The sequence below is a fragment of the Vitreimonas sp. genome (genome assembly GCF_036392335.1).
Lineage (GTDB): Bacteria > Pseudomonadota > Alphaproteobacteria > Caulobacterales > Aquidulcibacteraceae > Vitreimonas.
The window spans coordinates 87,327-105,334 of the sequence record NZ_DASVYD010000032.1 but is presented as its reverse complement, the minus strand read 5'-3'; the positions used below and the strand labels follow the sequence as shown (position 1 = coordinate 105,334).

Sequence of the window (18,008 nt, the reverse complement as noted above, 5' to 3'; positions counted from 1 at the left end):
GGCGGCGGCGGCGGCGGATTCCGCAGCGGCCCGCGCGAGGGCGGCGGCGGCTTTGGCGGCGGCGATCGTCCCCCGCGCCAACCTCTGGGTGATCCGCAAGACGGCACTGTGAAGTTCTTCAACGGCGCGCGCGGCTTCGGCTTCATCACGCCGGACGGCGGCGGCGCGGACGTATTCGTCCATGTCAGCGCTGTAGAGCGTGCGGGTCTGACGCAACTGGTCGAAGGCCAGCGCGTGAACTTCCAGACCCTGCCCGACACGAAGGGCAAAGGTCCGAAGGCCGTGAACCTGAAGATCAACGACTAAGCTTCGCGCGTCGCGCAAAGATGAAAGGCCCGCCGTTGCCGGCGGGCCTTTTTATTGCCCCTGCTCGCCCACGATGGGCGAGAATATCATTGCAACGGCATAAAGATCTCAATGCGCGTCTGACCGCCTTCGGGCGTGGCTTGTTGATGCACGACCTCCCACGGCAGGCCGTTCTCGCGCAGCGGCACGCGATGCGCTTGGAGGTAGGCGTTCATCTGCAAATAGGCGGTGCGCACCTGCGTGCGCGAGCCTTCGACCAGCACATGCATCGCTTCGCCTGACGGGGTTTGGCCCAGCTGCACGCCCACTACGGTAAGCGGCGTCGGGCCTGAAAAGGGGTAGCCGACGCGGAAGCTCATGCGGCCGCTATTGGCGTCGAAATCAGTGACCACCCGAACCAACGGGCCAGCTTGCGTCAGATTGTATTCCGTCATGAAGCGGCGGACTTGGTCGAGGCCGATGGCTTCGGCCCGATCGATTTCGGCTTGGTCTGAAGTGGAGGTCTCCACCGTCGAATAGACGAAGGATTGCGGCTCCACCGTATCGAACATCGGGTTGAGCCCCTCGAAATCGACGTTCGGCAGCTGCTCGGCCAGCGTCTTCAAGCGGGCCAAGCCGTTGTCGAGTTCGGTCTGCACCATGCCGCGCATGACAAGGTTCATGTAGCGGCAGGGCACATTGATCCAGCCTTCGGCGCATTGGGCGGTGATCGTCCACGATACGTGCGTGCCGCCTTCCACAGGACGTAATTCCTGCCGCGAGTTGAGCGTCGCCCGTTCGCCGATCTCGATGATGCCCTCGACCTCTTCGTTCTCGGTCGAGTTTACGATCGACATGCGGCCGGCGCCGACTTCGCGTACATTGCTCGACCAGCGCATCGACTGGCCGGAACCGGGCTCGCCGGAGAAGCTGTAATCGGCGTCCGGATCGCGGGCGTAAAAGGGCGACCATTCCTTGGCGATGCGCAGATCGTTCATCATCGCGAACACGGCCGCGCGCGGGCGCTCAACCGTGGCTTCGCGCACCACTTCGAGGTTGTTGGGCAATAGGAAGCGACCAACGCCGTAAAGCGCACCGGTGATCAGGGCGATCACCAAGACAAACCAGAGAAACCACCTCATGCGCCGCCTTCCCCTTCGCGGAAGCGACAGGCCTTATCATCGGTGGAACCGGTTCGCCACGCGCGACCTTGCACGCTTGCAAACATGCAGCCAGCCTCGCGCCAAGCGCGAACCTTTACCTTATTCTTGAGCGCCATCACCCAACCCGGACAGCGCCCCCCCAGTCCGGATGGTTACCACGGCGAAAGCCGGGGGGTGAACCCGCCCCTGCATGTGCACAATGCGATCTCAGCCGCGTGTGGCGTCCCAGACATCAAATTCGTAGGCGATGCAGCGTTCCATCATCTCGCGCCAAACCGGCTCGGCGATGGCCCAGGAGAGGCCGTGTCTCTCGGCCTCGGCCTTCACATTGGCCAGAACCTGATTGATCCGCGCTTCGTCGCGCACCACCGAGCGGCTCGGTTTGATGCGGGCGGCGGCGTCCATATAGCCCTGGCGGCGGGCGATCAGCGCCACCAGCATGCGGTCGATTTCATCCACGCCGGCGCGGACATCGAGCATGGTCTGGCAATCGGCGGGATCAGGCGCGGCGAACGCGCGCTCCGCCTTCAGTTTGTCGTGTCGGATGTCATCCATGAGGCTCTCTTGGGCCGATCGGAAAAGCCCGTCCAGGGGCTCCAGGGCCGCAGGGTCAACGCCGCCGGACCCCGCCCTATTCGAGGCCGAAATCTGCGCCCGGCGCCCGCAATTCCGCTTCGCCGATGCCAGGGAACACGACCGGAATCCGCATCGACCATCCCGACTCCACCACGGGCGGCGGTCGATCGACGAAGCGGATGGATATTTTGGCCTCGAAATCGAGGGTCCCCAACCGAACCAAAGCGCGCGTCAGCCGGCGCGCCTCGTTCACGTCGCGCGGCGACGCCTGTGCCATGCGCGCGGCGGCGTCCGGCGTGAGAATCACGAATACTCTGATCATCGGTGAACTCTTTCGCCCCCGGCCCCGGCGAAGCTTCAGCGCGCGGTCGGCGTGCCTCCAGACACGACGCGAGCGGCGATCGCGCAGCTCTCAGCGGCGCACGCATAGAGCCACAGACGGACGAAATGCCGCCCGGTTTGGGTGGGCGTGATCTGCACGAACGGCGTGTCGTCGCGCGCATTGTCGCGTTCGACCAGCGCCCCGTCCGCGCCGTAGATTTCCATGTCGAGATCCGAGCAGGCATCGTCGCACGCCGCGAACACGCGATAATTCACGCCCTCATCGAGATAGATCGACCAAAGGTGCGGCCGGTCGAGCCGCATGGGCAGCTCCAAGTCCGGGATTGTAAGCTCGCGTGCGTAACCCGCCGTCTCATGGACAGCCATGCCGTGTTCGAGATATCCCCGCACCCGCGTATCTTGCGCCAGCGCATTCGGCGCGCCCCACGCGGCCACGGCGAGTCCGGCGCCAAGCGCCTGGGCCCACCTCCGCATTGTTCGACTCCCCTAGCTCGTTCTTGTTCTAAGCGAGATATCCACAAGGGGTACGCCTGTAAGACGATATGATCAACGCATCCAAACCCCCATCTATGATGGTCTAAACTGCAGACTCGCATGAGCGGCGCCGACAAACCCACCCTGCCCGAATTGGAAGGCCTGCCCGGCGAAGATGCGCCGACCCCCGAGCTGAAAGGCATCGAGGCGATCCGCGACGCGTGGAAGCGCATGCCGGCCAAGCCTGGCGTCTATCGCATGCTCGGCGCCGACGGGGAGGTGCTTTACGTCGGCAAGGCCAAGAGCCTGAAGAACCGCGTGGCGATGTACGCGCAGGGGCGCGGCCACACCAACGCGATCTATCGGATGATCCATCAGACGGCATCGATGGAGATCATCGTCACCGCGACTGAAACCGAAGCGCTGCTGCTCGAAACCAACATGATCAAGCGGCTGAAGCCGCGCTACAACGTGTTGATGCGGGATGACAAAAGCTTCCCGTACATCGCCATCCGCACGGATCATGCGTATGCGGCGTTGCAGAAGCATCGCGGCGCCAAAAGCTTCAAAGGCAAATTCTACGGACCGTTCGCCAGCGCCGGCGCGGTGAATCGCACGCTGAACACGTTGCAGAAGGCGTTTCTGCTTCGCTCGTGTTCGGACTCGACGTTCAGCGGCCGCACGCGGCCGTGCATGCTGTTTCAGATCAAGCGCTGCTCGGGCCCCTGCGTTGGGCTGGTGGACGAGCAGGAATATGCGGCGCTGGTGAAGGATAGCGTCGACTTTCTCGAAGGCCGCTCTGTGCAATTGCAGGATCGCTTGGCCGAGGAGATGCGCGACGCCGCCGATAGGCTTGAGTTCGAGCACGCCGCGCGGCTGCGCAATCGCATCCGCGCACTCGCCAGCGTGCGGGCTTCGCAGGGCATCAACCCGTCCACCTTCGACGAGGCGGACGTGTTCGCGTTGCACAACGAAGGCGGCCAATCCTGTATTCAGGTGTTCTTCTTCCGCGCCGGCCAAAACTGGGGCAATCGCGCTTATTTTCCGCGCCATAATGTCGAGGAAGCGCCTGCGGAAATCCTCTCCGCCTTCCTCGCGCAATTCTACGATGACCGCGAACCGCCGAAACTCGTGCTGACCAGCATCGAACCGACGGATCGCGAGTTGCTAGAAGAAGCGCTCTGTATCCGCGCTGAGTGCAAAGTCGAAATTCGAAAGCCCGAGCGCGGCGAGAAGCGCGAAATCGTGGAAGCGGCTTTGCTGAACGCCCGCGAAGCGCTGGGCCGGCGCATGGCCGAAACCGGCAGCGTCGCAAAATTGTTGGATGGCGTGCAGGAAGTCTTCGGCTTGGCGCAACGCCCAGAACGCATCGAAGTGTACGACAACAGCCACATCCAAGGCACGAACGCGTTGGGCGCGATGATCGTCGCCGGCCCCGAAGGCTTCACGAAGACCCAATATCGCAAGTTCAACATGAAGACCGCCGACTTCAACGGCGACGATTTCGCGATGATGAAAGCGATGATCCGGCGGAGGTTCGCGCGGATGTTGGCTGAGCGCGACGAAGATGACGCCGCCAATCCTCCCCCGCTCGCGGGGGAGGTCGCGAGCGAAGCGAGCGGGAGGGGGGAGTTGGGCGACACGCTCCCCTCAGTCTCGCGCGATGCGCTCGACAGCTCCCCCGCAAGCGGGGGAGCATCCGAAGGCGGCAAAATCGCGGATGGCGGCGTGGATTTCTCGAAGGAGCGCGACGTCGACTCCGCCGACACAAAATTCGCCGCATGGCCCGACCTTGTCCTGATCGATGGCGGCGAGGGCCAGCTCAATGCGGCGCTGGAGGCGCTCGAAGAACTGGGACTCAAAAACAAAATCCGCATCGCCGGCATCGCCAAGGGCGTGGACCGTGACGCCGGCCGCGAGCGCTTCTTCATTCCCGGTCGCGCGCCATTCCGGCTCGACGAGAAAAGCCCGGTCCTCTACTACCTGCAGCGGCTGCGTGACGAGGCGCACCGCTTCGCCATCGGCGCCCATCGCGGCAAACGCAGCGCCGGCATCGCGAAGAATCCGCTCGATGAAATCGGCGGCATCGGCCCCGCGCGCAAACGCGCGCTGCTTGATCGCTTCGGTTCAGCGCGCGGCGTCTCGCGGGCGGGCTTGGCGGAATTGGAAGGCGTCGAAGGCGTCAACAAAGAACTGGCGAAGCGCATCTATGACTTCTTCCACGACAATAAACGCTGATTCGGACCGCCGGCTTCCAGCCGGCATACGGTGCCTGCGCATGCACAAGCGGGGCGCCTTGGTGAAACACAATTGCCGGCTGGAAGCCGGCGGTCCGAAGGTTGAGTGACGTGAAAAACCTTCCGACCACCCTCACGATCTTCCGCATCATCGCAGCCCCCCTTCTCGCAGGCGCGGTGCTCTACGCCTCGACGCTGCTCTACAGCGACCCCTATCTCGCGGGCTTCATCTACGCGCTGATCTTCATCTTCTTCGTGATCGCCGCGCTCACCGATTGGCTCGACGGTTATCTCGCACGCAAGCTGGACGCAGTGACGCCGCTCGGCGCCGCCCTCGATCACGCCGCCGACAAAGTGCTGATCACCTGCATGCTGGTCGCTCTTGCGTTCGCGGCGCTGCCGATCGGGCTGGTTGCCGCATCCGTGCTCATCCTAGGCCGCGACGTCGCTGTCGCCGGCTTGCGCGAAGGCATCGCGGCGCAGGGCAAGTCATTGCCCGTCAGCCAACTCGGCAAATGGAAGGCCGCCGCGGAGATGGCGGGCGTCGGCGCTTTCCTGGCGTTTCAGACAGCCGCGCTTCTGCAGGCGGACGGCTTCATCGTGGCAGGTTTAGATATGGCCGCGCGCGTGCTGATCTGGGCGGCGGCGGCGTTGGCGCTGTTGAGCGGCGCGCAATATCTCGGCGCGCTCTTGAAGCGCGCTTAGTCGACGCGGCCGAACTCGACCACGTTCAGCACGATAATGGCCACGATAAAGGCCAGGATCGCGATCATGGCGGGGTTGGTGAACATCGTGAAGAAGTCGAGCATCGGCTTCGCCCATAAAAACAGAGTCGTGCTCGCATAAACGATCCGCGCCGGCGGAGCCAGAGCAGGGTTGACGCACGCCAATATTCAACCTATTGGTTGAATATGCAGACCACAGCCGCCCTCGACGACACCATGCTGGCCCTGTCCGACCCAACCCGGCGGGCGATCCTAAGCCGGCTGGCCTCCGGCGAAGCCCGCGTCACCGATCTGGCGGCGCCCTTCGCGATGTCGCTCAACGCGGTCTCCAAGCACATCCGCATCCTGGAGCGCGCGACCCTGGTGCGCCGGCGCCGCGCCGGTCGGGAGCATGTTCTGTCACTGAACCCCGCCCCGCTCGACGAAGCCGCTGCCTGGATCGAGCAACAACGCACATTCTGGAATTCCAGCCTCGACGCCCTCGAGCGCGCCCTGGCTGAGCACGAAGACTAAGGAGCCCCCCATGCAATTCGGCGAAATCGTCACCCCCACCACGTTCCGTCTTGAACGCACGCTGAACGCGCCAATCGAGCGCGTGTGGTCCTATTTCGTGGACGCCGACAAACGCAGCCGCTGGTTCACGGCCGGGGATAATTTCACCGCGAACGGCCAAGCCTTCAGTATTCTGTTCGCGCACCGCAATATCACCAACGAAAAGCCGCCCGAACGCTGGGCGCAGATGGAGAGCGGCGAATTTCCGATGAGCGGCCGCGTGCTCGCCTTCGATCCCCCACGCCTGCTGGCGATCACCTGGGGTGATGGCGATGAGCATGTGTCCGAGGTGCGTTTCGAGTTCGAAGCACGCGGTGAGGAAACGCTGTTGAAGCTGACCCACACCAAGATCGATACGATCGATCACACCCGCGATTTCGCCGGCGGCTGGACAGCGCATCTCGAAACGCTCGCAACGGTGTTGGCGGGCAAGCCGGCCAACCATTTCTGGGCCGACGTCGTCACCGCGCACCATGCATATGAGACGCGCCTGTGAGCGAGACGCCCTCGATCCGCGTCGAACGCACGATCAGCGCGCCCGCGGAGCGTGTGTTCGACGCGTGGCTTGATCCAGTATGGATTGGACGCTTCATGTTTGGGCCGCATCTGCGCGACGAGCAGGTCGTGAGCTTAAGCAATCAGGCGCATGTCGGCGGCGTGTTCAACTATCGCGTGACGCGCCAAGGCGTGGAGATCAATCACACCGGCACGTATCGCGAAATCGATCGGCCACGGCGTTTGGTGTTCACCTGGGGCGTCGATGCAGAGCAAGGCGATCTGAGCGTGGTGACGATCGAGATCACGCCACAAGGTGAAAGCTGTGTGCTTGTGCTGACGCATCGGCTACATCCCGATTGGGCCGAATACGCCGAGCGCACGCAACAAGGCTGGACCAAGATCGTCGGCGATTTGGCGAACGCGCTTGCTTAAGCGGCTTGCACCAGGCTCAGCAAATTCAGATCCGGGTCGTGAAACCACGCGACCTTGGTCCCGTCGGGCGCGGACCAAATGCCTTTGGGGTCCTGCACGAAGAACGGATAGCGTACGAAGGCGACGCCTTTCGCGGTGAGGCCGTCGACGGCGGCGTCGATATTGTCGACGTTAAAGGCGAGCACCGCGTAGGCCGGCGGCGTCACGGCAGGTACGCGCGACACGCGGATGCGGCCATTCTTGCCTTCGAACACCAAGGCGAAGCCGTCATCGTTGATGAATTTCAGGCCAAGCACATCAGCGTAAAACGCCTTCGCCGCCTCGGGCTTCAGCGTGCCGAGCAGCGGCGTGAATGGTGCGGTTGCGAGCATGGCGGGTCTCCCTCGCGGGCGACACTACCCACAAAACAAAACCGCCGGCCAGTGGCCGGCGGTCCGTGTTTTATGCGCCTTGCGGAGCTGCGCCGCCCCAGCCGCCGCGGGCTGGCGCTTCGTCTTCATCCGTCACCGGCAGCGCCGGCGTCGGCGGCAGCGGCGTTTGCGGGGTGTCCTCCGGACGATCCAGCTTTTCGCCGCGCATGACCTTGGCGATCTCCTCGCCGTTCAGTGTTTCGTATTCGAGCAGCGCTTCGGCCAGATATTGATGCTCCTGCGCCTTCTCGGTGAGGATGCGCTTGGCTTCGACATAGCCTTCGTTGACGAGGCGCTTCACCTCTTCATCGATCTTCTGCGCCGTGGCTTCGGAGATGTTTTGGTTCTTCTGCACGCTCATGCCGAGGAACACTTCGTCATTGTTGTCGCCATAGGCGACGAAGCCGAGTTCGTCCGAATAACCCCAACGGGTGACCATACTCTTGGCCAGACGCGTGGCGGCGGCGATGTCGGAAGCGGCGCCCGACGTCACTTTGTCCTTGCCGAAATGCAGTTCTTCGGCGACGCGGCCGCCCATCATCACGGCCAGACGCGAGGTCATCTGGGTGAAGTTCATCGAATAGCGGTCGCTCTCCGGCAGCTGCATCACCATGCCGAGCGCACGGCCGCGCGGAATGATGGTGGCTTTGTGCACCGGATCGCTCTCAGGCACATTGAGCGCGACGATGGCGTGGCCGGCTTCGTGCCAAGCGGTGAGCTGCTTTTCGCTTTCGCTCATCACCATCGAACGGCGCTCGGCGCCCATCATGACTTTGTCTTTCGCGTCCTCGAATTCCTTGTTGGTGACGACGCGCTTTCCGCGCCGCGCCGCGAGCAAGGCCGCTTCGTTCACAAGGTTGGCGAGATCGGCGCCGGAGAAACCCGGCGTTCCGCGGGCGATGGTTTTCAGATCGACGCCCTGCGCCACCGGCACATTGCGTGTGTGCACGCGCAGGATCTTTTCGCGGCCCGGCAGGTCGGGGTTCGGCACCACGATCTGGCGGTCGAAACGGCCCGGACGCAGCAGCGCCGGATCGAGCACGTCGGGACGGTTGGTCGCCGCGATCAGGATGATGCCTTCATTGGCTTCAAAGCCATCCATCTCGACGAGCAATTGGTTGAGCGTCTGTTCGCGCTCGTCATTGCCGCCGCCGAGGCCGGCGCCGCGGTGGCGGCCGACGGCGTCGATTTCGTCGATGAAGATGATGCAGGGCGCATTCTTCTTGGCCTGCTCGAACATGTCGCGCACGCGGCTGGCGCCAACGCCGACGAACATTTCAACGAAGTCCGAACCGGAGATCGAGAAAAATGGCACATTGGCTTCGCCGGCGATGGCGCGCGCGAGCAGCGTCTTACCGGTGCCGGGCGGGCCGACGAGCAGCGCGCCTTTCGGAATCTTGCCGCCCAGGCGTTGGAACTTGCCGGGGTCCTTCAGAAACTCGACGATCTCGCCCAGTTCTTCCTTGGCTTCATCGATGCCAGCGACGTCCTCGAAGGTCACGCGCCCCTTGGCTTCGGTGAGCAGGCGCGCCTTCGATCGGCCGAAGCCCATGGCGCCGCGCCCGCCGCCTTGCATCTGACGCATGAAGAAGAACCACGCGCCGATCAGCAGCAGCATCGGCAGCACGCCGAGCAGGATGTCTCCGAGGCCCGGACCGCGCTGCGGACGCTCCGTGTTCACGACGACGTTGGCCGCATCCAAACGCTCGACCACAGGCGCCATCGTGCCATTCGGAAGATAGGTGATGTATTTGCCGTCCGTCGCGGTCGAGAGCAGTGCGTCGCCCTGCGTCGTCACCGACGTGATCTGCCCCGCTTCGACGCGATTGAGCAGCTCCGAATAGGACAATTCGGTCGCGCCGCGCGTGGCGCTCGGACCTTGCATCACCGTGAAGAGGACCACGAGAACGAGGGCGACGACGCCCCAGATCAGCAATGAACGGATCGGCATTGAGCAACCTTCTGGCCGCCGCCGAGCGTTCGGCCCGGCGCGGAAATACTTTCTTCAGCAAGATAGGGACCGCGCCCGCCGCTGAACACCCCTCACTAGCATGATCCCGGTCAAGGCCCGGTGAACGCGGACGTAGAAATTTGCCCTAATTTCACAAGGGTTGCGGCGCATTAACCGCAGCCGCGAAGGCATGTCGCACACGCTCCGCCGTCAGGGACCGCCACGCCACATCGCCAGCGGCCGCGTCGAGCGGCGCGCGCCGCCCGGCCTGCTCCAAACTGAGCAGCGCGGTATTGCGGTCTGGAACCGCCCGCCAGCCGGGCGCCCGCGCCGTCAACGCGATACGTCCGTCCCAAATCACAGTTTGGTTCGCCGGCAGCGGCAAGGCTGGCGCCGGTTGCGCGCCGTCGGCGCGCCCCAACACCGCGCCTGGATCGCGCCCGAGGGTGACGACCTTCGGATGCGCCTGAAACAACACGCCGCCATGTGTGCTGCCCTGAAAGTCCGGCCCCATAACGCGCAGCTCCAAATCCGCCATCTGCGATAACGGCGCCTCGCGCGCTGCGCCCGCCGCCGCCGCCATCAACACGGCGAGCGCCCGCTGACGCACGAGCGCTGGGCCCCTCCAGGCGGCCCGGACAATGGAAACGCCAATATCCAATGTCGCCGCCCGCGCGATCAAAGCGGCGGCGTCGCGATCAAGCGCATCGACGTGCGCGCGCAGCCGCCCGGCCATCGCGACGAAGCGCATGGGATCAAGTCCCGCTGTCGCCAACGCCGCCAAACGTGCGCGGACACGCACGCGCTCGAATCTTGGATTCGTGTTCGCGGGATCATCGATCCAATCTGCGCCACGATCACACAGATATGCGCGTAGCTCTTCGCGCCGGGCGCCGAGCAGCGGTCTTGCCACGTAGAGCTCGCGCCCCTCAGGCCACAGCGGGGCGGCGGCGAACGGAGCGATGCCCGCGAGGCCACGCCAGCTCGAACCGGCGCCGGCGCGCATGAACACGGTCTCGGCTTGGTCGTCGGCGCTGTGCGCGGTGGCGATGACCGTCGCGCGCTGCGTACGCGCGTAGGCACAAAGCGCCGCATAGCGCGCCGCCCGCGCCGCCAGCTGCGCCGCTTTCGGGCCATTCGGCCAATGCAGCGTCAGCACCTCGCCCTGTACGCCAAGCGCCGCAGCAAAACCAAGCGCACGGCGCGCATCTTCGGCGGAACCGTCACGCAAAGCATGATCCACGACGCCCACGCGCAGATGCGCCGCACCAAATGCCGCGAGGAGCAAATGCAACAGCGCCACGGAATCGCCGCCGCCGGAGAGCGCGACGAGCACCGGTCCGTCGCACGCGCGCATGCGCTCGATCGTCAGCGGATCGAGCATCGCAAACTCAGGAGCTTTAGAGCGTTAAGCGCCGCACTGGGCCGCGCGGGCTTCGCGGGTGGCGAGATCGCGGATGTTGCGCGGCGCGTTGGGATAGCGCGTCGCGAGCGAGGAGAACGCGCCACAGCCTTCGCTGCGTTGTCCATTGCCGATAAGCGCCATGCCGAGGCGTACTTGTGCTTCGGCCGCGCGCGGTCCGTTCGGCGCGGCGCGCATGTAGGCGAGGAAGTTCTGCGACGCATCGCGATAATTGTTGCGCGCCAGCTGCGTGTAGGCGAGCCAAAACCGCGCATCGACCGCCGTGTTGGCCCGCGGGTGCGCCTGCAGGAAGTCAGCGAACGCCACTTCCGCTTCGGCGAGTTGGCCGGCGACCAGCAATTCGCGGGCGCGACTATATTGCGCGGCGGGATCAGCCGGGGCAGCCGGCGGCGGCGCGGCCGCGGCAGGCATCGTGCCGAGCGTGCCAGTCGCGGCGCGCTGGGCGTCATTCAGGGTGGAGGCTTGGCCGCCGCCGCCGGGACTGGTCTGCGCGGGCGGGTCCGTTGCGGGCGCAACGCCATCTGCCGGCGGCGTGGAGAGCGATTGGTTCACGCCAGCCAATTCGCCGACCATGCCGCGCAGCCGCGTGATTTCGCGGTCGCGCTGGATGATCTCATATTGCAGGCGCTCGTTTTCCGCTGTCGCCTCGCGGAGCTGGGTTTCCAGTTCCTCGATCCGATCCTGGCGCGCATCCGCCTGGCCGAAGGTCGGCGGCGGCAAGGTCGTCTGCGCCGCGGCTGGGGCGACAAAACAGAACCCGGCCGCGGCGAGGAAAGCCGCGAGCCGGGCGTGTTTGAAAATGAGAGCCGAACGATGCGTCATGGGAGAATTCCTAGCCGACACGCTCGGGCCAAATTTTGACGCTGCCGCCGCTTTCAGGAAAAGTGTGCAGCGGTTTTCCGTTCGAAAGCGGCGCCAACTAAATTACGAGACAGCGCCCGAAACGATCTGCGTGTGACCGTTGCGGTTGACGCTCCAAGCTTCCTCGTTCGAACGCGGGTCGAGCGGACGCTCCTTGCCGTAGGACACGGTTTCCATCCGAGTGTTGGCGACGCCCAGCGAGGCGAGATAGTCGCGGACGGCGGCGGCGCGGCGGGCGCCGAGCGCGAGGTTGTATTCGCGGGTGCCGCGTTCGTCGGCGTTGCCAGCGACGAGGATGCGGACGTTCGGGTATTGGCGCAGCCACGCGGCTTGGCGCTCGAGCACCGAACGGGCTTCGGCCGAGAGGTCGAAGCGGTCGTAGCCGAAGAACACGCGATCGCCGACCGAGACGCGGAAATCTTCCACCGAGCCCGGGACCGGGCCTTGCGGCTGTTCAACCGGCGGCGTCGGGGTCGGCGTCGGGGTCGGCGTCGGCTCAGGACGGCTCGCGCACGCGGCGAGCGACGCGATGGCTGCGGTGGCGATCAAAAACTTACGCATATGGTTAGTCCCCTTTCAGCGTGGCGTTCGGCGAACGCTGGTACCCCGGCTCGGAGCGATAATGTTGCACAAGACGAATTGTTCCTAGCGTAGAAACGTGACGTGATCACGGCAAAAGTGGCGACCAAGCCGGATCAGAGGCGTCAGTTTGCGTTGAAATCTCACGCAAATTGCGCCCAGTAAGGTCAACAGACCACAACCTCGGACCGGCGCCGCGGCCTTCGCGGAAGAACATGATCACACGCCCATTAGGCGACCACGTCGGCGCTTCGTCGAGATAGGATTCGGTTAAGATGCGTTCACCAGAACCATCAGGGCGCATTACGCCGATCGCGAAGCGCCCACCGCCTTGGCGCGTAAACGCAATGAGATCACCACGCGGCGACCAGACCGGTGTCGAATAACGGCCCTCGCCGAAGCTGATGCGGCGCTGTCCCGAACCATCGGCGTTCATCACGTAAAGCTGCGGAGAACCGCCGCGATCGGAATTGAACACGATCTGCGATCCATCTGGCGAGAAGCTCGGCGAAGTGTCGATCGCGGCATGATTGGTGAGCCGCGTGCGCGCGCGAGAGCGCATATCCATCGTGTAGATTTCGGAATTGCCGTTCATGTCCAACGTGAACACGATGCGCGACCCATCCGGCGCGAAGCGCGGTGAGAAGGTCATGCCCGGGAAATCGCCGAGCACTTCGCGGCGATTGGTTTCGAGATTGTACAGAAACACACGCGGCGCGCCCGTCTCGAAGCTCATATAGGTGATCATCTGCGTCGAGGGCGAGAAGCGCGGCGTCAGCACCATCGCGTCCGGCCCCGTCAGGAAGAACGGATTGGCGCCGTCCTGATCCATAATCATGAGGCGCTTGATCCGCCGCGTGCGCGGGCCGCTCTCGGAGACGAAGACGATGCGCGTGTCGAAATAGCCGCGCTCGCCGGTCAGCTGTTCGTAGATTTGATCGGAAATGCGGTGCGCGATGCGGCGCCAATTGTCCGGCGTCGTCGCGTATTGAAAGCCGGTCAGCGAGGTTTCACCGAACGTGTCCCACAGACGAAACTCGATACGGATGCGGCCGTCCGGCAACGGCGTGACTTGGCCCACAACGAGCGCTTGCGCGTCGATGATACGCCAATCGGCGAAACGCGGCGGCACTTCCATGGCGGTGATGCGCTCGATGAAGGCGCTAGAAGGGATCGGCCGGAAAAGCGCGGAGCGCTCCAGGTTGGCGCGGATCACTGTGGCGACCTCTTGGCCGACCTGTTGCGCCGCAGGGTTCGCGCCCATGAAGTCGTTCACCGCAATCGGCATCGGATTGAGGTGGCCCTCTTCAATATCGACGCGCAGTTGCGCGTGCGCCGGCGCTGCGAAGGCAAAGAGCAGCGCTACGGCGAACGCTGCGAAAAAGGCTCGGATCAGGCGCATGAAAATCGCTCGTCTTCCTAGGGAACCATGAAAACCAGACTCATCTCTCGCCAAATCTCATAGTGGCTGGCAAGTTCCGGGTCGTTGCTAATCGGATACGGCGCGCAATTTATGACGGCGCGGCGGGCGCTCTCCATCGCGTCGCGCACGATCGGGTTTGTTTCGTCGCCGCCTTCCACGCTGATCGTCGGCTCGGTCGCCAACGTGCCATCGCGGTTGAGATTGAATTCCACCGACACTCGAACGTGGCGCGCGCCCTCCGCTGTCGGCATACGCCAGCAGCGGCGCATCGCATCACGCATCACCCGGGCCGCACGATACTCAAGCGCCTGAGCCGCAGGCTGTTCATCGCTCAAGCCTTGCGCCGTAACTTGCATCGGCAAGCACAACAGAGCGAGCGAGAGAGGAAGAGCTACCCGCATCAAAACCTCGGCCGGAACGTGAATTCCGTCGTTCGCCAAATATCGTAATGCTCGCCGACGACAGGATCATCAGGGAACGGATAAGGATCGCACGTCTGCACGGCTCGCACCGCAGCATCAACCGCCGCACGCATCGCGGGATCAAAGGTCGAATTGCGCGGGCTTAAGACGCGCGGCCGACCGTTCAGCGTTCCATTACGGTTGATGTCGAAGGCGACCGTGACCACCAAACGATCTGGATCAGGCAAATCCACCGGCATGCGCCAGCAACGTCGCAAATGCGCCCGCGCCAACGCCCGCGCGCGATCCTCAAGCGCTGCGGCTTCCGCCGTTCCCAGCCCTGCGCCTTCTTGCGTGCGATCGGCGGTTTCGCCATTGGTCGGACGCGGACGCGTGCGATCCTTGCTGCGATCGATCAAGCCCGGATCATTGAGCAAATCCTCAAACGCATCCCGGTTGCGGTCGCGCGGGCGCGGCGTCGGCGCCGGCGCCGAGGCCGGCGTTGTCTGCGCTTCTTCAGGGACTGTTTCCTGCTCCTCGGGCGCGGCTGTCTCTTCTTCGGCTTGCGCTTCCTGCAGCGCACGAACGTTGGATTCCAGGGCGACGTCGACAATCTCGACGGGCACCACCGCGCCCGCGCGCGCCGGCAATTCCGAGCGCGCTTCCCAGGCCAACATCGTCATCAGGACAGCGCCGATGTGGCCGATGATCGAGACGACGACCCCGGGGCGCATCTTATCCGCCCCCTGCTCGCGGTTGCTGGCCTTCGCGTGTATCCGTCACCAATTGCAGCTTGGTGAAGCCGCCGGAGCTTACGCTGGCCAGCACTTGCGCCATGGTATCCCACGAGACGCGCTGATCGCCGCGAATATAAATCGCGCGGTCATAGCCGTTGTTGGAAATGGCGCGCAGCGTCGGCACCAATTCTTCGATGGTGACTTGGGTTTCCTGCAGGAAAATCACGCCATCATCGCGAATGGTGATCGAAAGCGGCTCGGTTTCGGCCGGCGATTGCTTGGCTTCGGTGCGCGGCAATTCGATCGGAATGCTCACGGTCAGCAGCGGCGCCGTCACCATGAACACGATCAGCAGCACCAGCATCACGTCCACGAAAGGCGTGACGTTGATTTCACTCAAGCGGCCGCGACGCCTGCGCGCGCGACGTCCGCCCCCCGACGAAGGCGTGAGCCCCATGCCCATTAGCGTTCGCCCAAGCGGCGCGACAGGCGCGCGGCGACTTCATCACTGAAGGTCTCAAGCCGATCGGCGAAGCGATCGAGATCGCCGGAGAATTTGTTGTAGAAGATCACCGCCGGGATAGCGGCGACGAGACCGAGGCCCGTCGCGAACAAGGCTTCGGCGATGCCGGGCGCCACGACGGCCAGGTTGGTTTGCTGTTGCTGCGCGATATTGGTGAAGGCGTTCATGATGCCCCACACCGTGCCGAACAGGCCGATGAAGGGCGCAGCCGCCCCCACCGTCGCGAGCACGCCGAGATTGCGCGAAGCGCGGCCCAGTTCGCGCGAAACTTGCGCCTGCATCAAACGGTCGGCGCGCGCCAGCAGCAAATTGGCGGCGTCGCCGGTGGGCAGGCCGGTGCGCCGCGCTTCACGGAATTCGCGCGCGGCCGCAGCGAACACGCGCGACAGCGCATCGCGCGGCCGATCACCGCCACGGTCGTCCAATTCATCCACGGAGCGGCCGGAAAAGAATTCGCGCTCGAACTTGCGCGCGCTCTGTTCCAGGTCGCCAAATTGCAGCCATTTGTCGACGGCCACTGCCCACGACCAGATCGAGGCGATAGCCAGGATCAACATCACCGCCTTCACGACCGGGTCGGCCTGAAGGAACAGCGACAAGACGGTGATCTGTTCTGCGCCGGATTCCATACTCGCTCCCGCTTCCGCGCACTCGTCCTCGAGCCGCGCCCCCGCAAAAACCTATGGCTTAAGGCCAGGGGAGTTTGTCAAAAGCTGGACGCCTAGGTCTCCAGAAATGGTTTAAGCCGGTCCAAAAGCACCACTGGCGGCCTCCTGGGCTTACCTGTGAGGCTTATGCAACAGACTTGGACTTCCGCCCGGACCAGAATTTCCCCTGCCCGCTCAATCTCCTGGGTGATGAAGATGCGGGGCCCCTTGATTGAATCGAACATGGAACGAACGACCAGCGCGTCATCGATCCGGGCCGGCTTCAAGAACTCGAGGTTGAGCTTGTTCACCGCGAATCCCAGCGGCTCGGCCTCCTCCAAGAGCAGGGAATGGTGCACGCCGGCTAGGCGCAGGAAGTCGCTCCGCCCCCGCTCGCAATAACGGACATAATTGGCGTGATAGACGAGGCCGGTGAAATCCGTGTCCTCGTAATAAATCCGCACCGGCAGAATATGGACCCGGCCCTCAAACCGGCCGGCGCTAGGGGCGTCTTGGCTCATGGGCTGGCCCGCGACGCGACACGCTCGGCTTGGCGGAGCGCGCGCAAGAGATTGCCGCCGGCGAGGCCCGCCAGCTCCGCATCGCTCCAACCGCGCCGCGCAAGCTCCACGAACAGCGCCGGATAATCCTCCACACCGTCCATGCCCACTGGCAGGAATGGAATGCCGTCATAATCCGAGCCAATGCCGACATGGTCGCGGCCAGCGACGCGGCCGATATGCTCAATGTGGTCGGCCAGCACCGAGAGCGGTGTTTCCGGGCGCGGATTGGCGGCGGCCCATTCAGCCAGACCCGCGCTCACGGCGTCCGGATTACCCGGATTGAGCGCCTTCAAACGCGCATCTTCCGCCGCACGGTTCGAACTCCAGGCGCGCACATTATTGTCGATGAAGCCCGGATAAAAATTGACCATCACCACGCCGCCATTGGCGCGCACGAGTTCCAGCACGTCGTCCGGCACATTGCGCGGATGCGGCGCGATGGCGAACGCCGACGAATGCGAGAAGATCACGGGCGCCGTGCTGACGCGTAGCGCATCGCGCATGGCGTCCGCGGAGACGTGGCTCAGATCGACGAGCATGCCGACGCGATTCATTTCGCGGATCACGTCTTCGCCGAATGGGCTGAGCCCGCCATGTTGCGGCGCGGCCGTGGCGCTATCGACCCAATCGGTGTTCTGGCTGTGCGTGAGCGTCATGTAGAGCACGCCGGCTTGGCGAAACGCGCGCAACAGCGCCAGATTGTTGTTGATCGCCTCGCCGCCTTCCATGCCGAACATCGAGGCGATGCGGCCGGCGCGATGGATGCGCACGATGTCGTCGGCGCTGTCGGCGAATTCGAATACGCGCGGGTGGCGCGCAATCATGCGCCGTGTCAGATCGATTTGCTCGAACGTTGCTTCCGTGGCCGCCGTACCTTTGAGCGACGCCGGCACATAGACGGACCAGAATTGCCCGCCGACGCGGCCTTCGCGCAGACGCGGAATATCGGTGTGCAGGGGCGGCGTCAGGCGGCGCGTGTCGCTGCTGAGATCGACATTGTCGAGGTCGTTGCCATGATCGTCGCGGATCGCCCAAGGCAGATCGTTGTGGCCGTCGATCAGCGGCGTGCGCCGCAGAATTCGGTCAATCCGCGCGCGCTCCTGCGGTGTTGGCGGCGTCTGCGCCAACGCGATCGTCGGCAGCGCCATCAGCGTGACAGCAAACAAAGAAGCGGCAAAGCGCATGCGATCTCCCAAGCGAAGCGGG

At 64.2% G+C, this 18,008-nt stretch carries 22 protein-coding genes; 6 read left to right on the top strand and 16 right to left on the bottom strand.

What is annotated here, in order from left to right; translation table 11 throughout:
* Positions 1-306: cold-shock protein (locus VF769_RS07975; RefSeq protein WP_349258115.1), on the top strand; the 306-nt coding region annotated here is incomplete at its 5' end.
* Between the two features lie 86 nt (positions 307-392).
* Here VF769_RS07975 and VF769_RS07970 read toward each other — a convergent pair.
* The 4 genes from VF769_RS07970 to VF769_RS07955 form a co-directional block, all read right to left on the bottom strand.
* Positions 393-1,427 (bottom strand): SRPBCC family protein, encoded by a 1,035-nt coding sequence (locus tag VF769_RS07970; RefSeq protein WP_331007859.1) that lies wholly within the window; start codon positions 1,425-1,427, stop codon positions 393-395.
* A gap of 228 nt (positions 1,428-1,655) precedes the next feature.
* On the bottom strand, positions 1,656-2,003 hold the full coding sequence (locus tag VF769_RS07965; RefSeq protein ID WP_331007858.1) for a chorismate mutase: 348 nt from the start codon (positions 2,001-2,003) through the stop codon (positions 1,656-1,658).
* A 76-nt stretch (positions 2,004-2,079) separates the two neighbouring features.
* The gene (locus VF769_RS07960) at positions 2,080-2,346 is read right to left on the bottom strand and encodes a hypothetical protein (RefSeq protein ID WP_331007857.1); all 267 of its coding nucleotides are present in this window, start codon (positions 2,344-2,346) and stop codon (positions 2,080-2,082) included.
* 35 nt (positions 2,347-2,381) lie between these two features.
* Positions 2,382-2,840, bottom strand: coding sequence for a hypothetical protein (locus tag VF769_RS07955; protein WP_331007856.1), 459 nt, complete (start codon positions 2,838-2,840; stop codon positions 2,382-2,384).
* A gap of 120 nt (positions 2,841-2,960) precedes the next feature.
* Here VF769_RS07955 and uvrC point away from each other — a divergent pair, with 120 nt between their 5' ends.
* The 5 genes from uvrC to VF769_RS07930 all read left to right on the top strand — a co-directional run bounded on the left by uvrC (position 2,961) and on the right by VF769_RS07930 (position 7,284).
* Positions 2,961-5,078, top strand: coding sequence for an excinuclease ABC subunit UvrC (uvrC, locus tag VF769_RS07950; RefSeq protein ID WP_331007855.1), 2,118 nt, complete (start codon positions 2,961-2,963; stop codon positions 5,076-5,078).
* Between the two features lie 110 nt (positions 5,079-5,188).
* Entirely contained in the window at positions 5,189-5,782 is a 594-nt protein-coding gene (gene pgsA / locus VF769_RS07945; protein ID WP_331007854.1) for a CDP-diacylglycerol--glycerol-3-phosphate 3-phosphatidyltransferase, read from the top strand.
* A gap of 206 nt (positions 5,783-5,988) precedes the next feature.
* Positions 5,989-6,315, top strand: a complete 327-nt coding sequence (locus VF769_RS07940) for a metalloregulator ArsR/SmtB family transcription factor (protein WP_331007853.1) — start codon at positions 5,989-5,991, stop codon at positions 6,313-6,315.
* Between the two features lie 10 nt (positions 6,316-6,325).
* Positions 6,326-6,850 carry an SRPBCC family protein gene (locus VF769_RS07935; RefSeq protein WP_331007852.1) on the top strand — a complete coding sequence of 175 codons (525 nt, stop codon included), beginning with the start codon at positions 6,326-6,328 and terminating at the stop codon, positions 6,848-6,850.
* Positions 6,847-7,284, top strand: a complete 438-nt coding sequence (locus tag VF769_RS07930) for an SRPBCC family protein (RefSeq protein ID WP_331007851.1) — start codon at positions 6,847-6,849, stop codon at positions 7,282-7,284. The genes VF769_RS07935 and VF769_RS07930 overlap by 4 nt, the downstream gene beginning before the upstream one ends.
* On the opposite strand, the gene VF769_RS07925 is transcribed toward VF769_RS07930, so the two are convergent.
* From VF769_RS07925 to VF769_RS07870, 12 genes are all read right to left on the bottom strand, one after another.
* Entirely contained in the window at positions 7,281-7,655 is a 375-nt protein-coding gene (locus tag VF769_RS07925) for a VOC family protein (RefSeq protein WP_331007850.1), read from the bottom strand. The two genes, VF769_RS07930 and VF769_RS07925, sit on opposite strands and share 4 nt — an antisense overlap.
* A gap of 70 nt (positions 7,656-7,725) precedes the next feature.
* Positions 7,726-9,645, bottom strand: a complete 1,920-nt coding sequence (ftsH, locus tag VF769_RS07920) for an ATP-dependent zinc metalloprotease FtsH (protein WP_331007849.1) — start codon at positions 9,643-9,645, stop codon at positions 7,726-7,728.
* 151 nt (positions 9,646-9,796) lie between these two features.
* A complete protein-coding gene (tilS, locus tag VF769_RS07915) occupies positions 9,797-11,029 on the bottom strand; it encodes a tRNA lysidine(34) synthetase TilS (protein WP_331007848.1) in 1,233 nt (410 codons plus the stop codon).
* Between the two features lie 24 nt (positions 11,030-11,053).
* Positions 11,054-11,890, bottom strand: a complete 837-nt coding sequence (locus VF769_RS07910) for a tetratricopeptide repeat protein (protein WP_331007847.1) — start codon at positions 11,888-11,890, stop codon at positions 11,054-11,056.
* Between the two features lie 102 nt (positions 11,891-11,992).
* Complete coding sequence (gene pal / locus VF769_RS07905; RefSeq protein WP_331007846.1) at positions 11,993-12,490, bottom strand: peptidoglycan-associated lipoprotein Pal; 498 nt, start codon at positions 12,488-12,490, stop codon at positions 11,993-11,995.
* Positions 12,491-12,596: 106 nt separating this feature from the next.
* On the bottom strand, positions 12,597-13,910 hold the full coding sequence (gene tolB, locus VF769_RS07900) for a Tol-Pal system beta propeller repeat protein TolB (protein WP_331007845.1): 1,314 nt from the start codon (positions 13,908-13,910) through the stop codon (positions 12,597-12,599).
* Between the two features lie 17 nt (positions 13,911-13,927).
* Entirely contained in the window at positions 13,928-14,332 is a 405-nt protein-coding gene (locus VF769_RS07895) for a cell envelope integrity protein TolA (protein ID WP_331007844.1), read from the bottom strand.
* Positions 14,332-15,066 carry a hypothetical protein gene (locus tag VF769_RS07890; protein ID WP_331007843.1) on the bottom strand — a complete coding sequence of 245 codons (735 nt, stop codon included), beginning with the start codon at positions 15,064-15,066 and terminating at the stop codon, positions 14,332-14,334. The genes VF769_RS07895 and VF769_RS07890 overlap by 1 nt, the downstream gene beginning before the upstream one ends.
* Before the next feature lies 1 nt (position 15,067).
* A complete protein-coding gene (locus VF769_RS07885; protein WP_331007842.1) occupies positions 15,068-15,469 on the bottom strand; it encodes a biopolymer transporter ExbD in 402 nt (133 codons plus the stop codon).
* A gap of 62 nt (positions 15,470-15,531) precedes the next feature.
* The gene (gene tolQ, locus VF769_RS07880) at positions 15,532-16,221 is read right to left on the bottom strand and encodes a protein TolQ (RefSeq protein WP_331007841.1); all 690 of its coding nucleotides are present in this window, start codon (positions 16,219-16,221) and stop codon (positions 15,532-15,534) included.
* 92 nt (positions 16,222-16,313) lie between these two features.
* On the bottom strand, positions 16,314-16,760 hold the full coding sequence (locus VF769_RS07875) for a YbgC/FadM family acyl-CoA thioesterase (protein WP_331007840.1): 447 nt from the start codon (positions 16,758-16,760) through the stop codon (positions 16,314-16,316).
* Complete coding sequence (locus VF769_RS07870; RefSeq protein WP_331007839.1) at positions 16,757-17,986, bottom strand: dipeptidase; 1,230 nt, start codon at positions 17,984-17,986, stop codon at positions 16,757-16,759. The genes VF769_RS07875 and VF769_RS07870 overlap by 4 nt, the downstream gene beginning before the upstream one ends.
* Positions 17,987-18,008 lie beyond the last annotated feature (22 nt).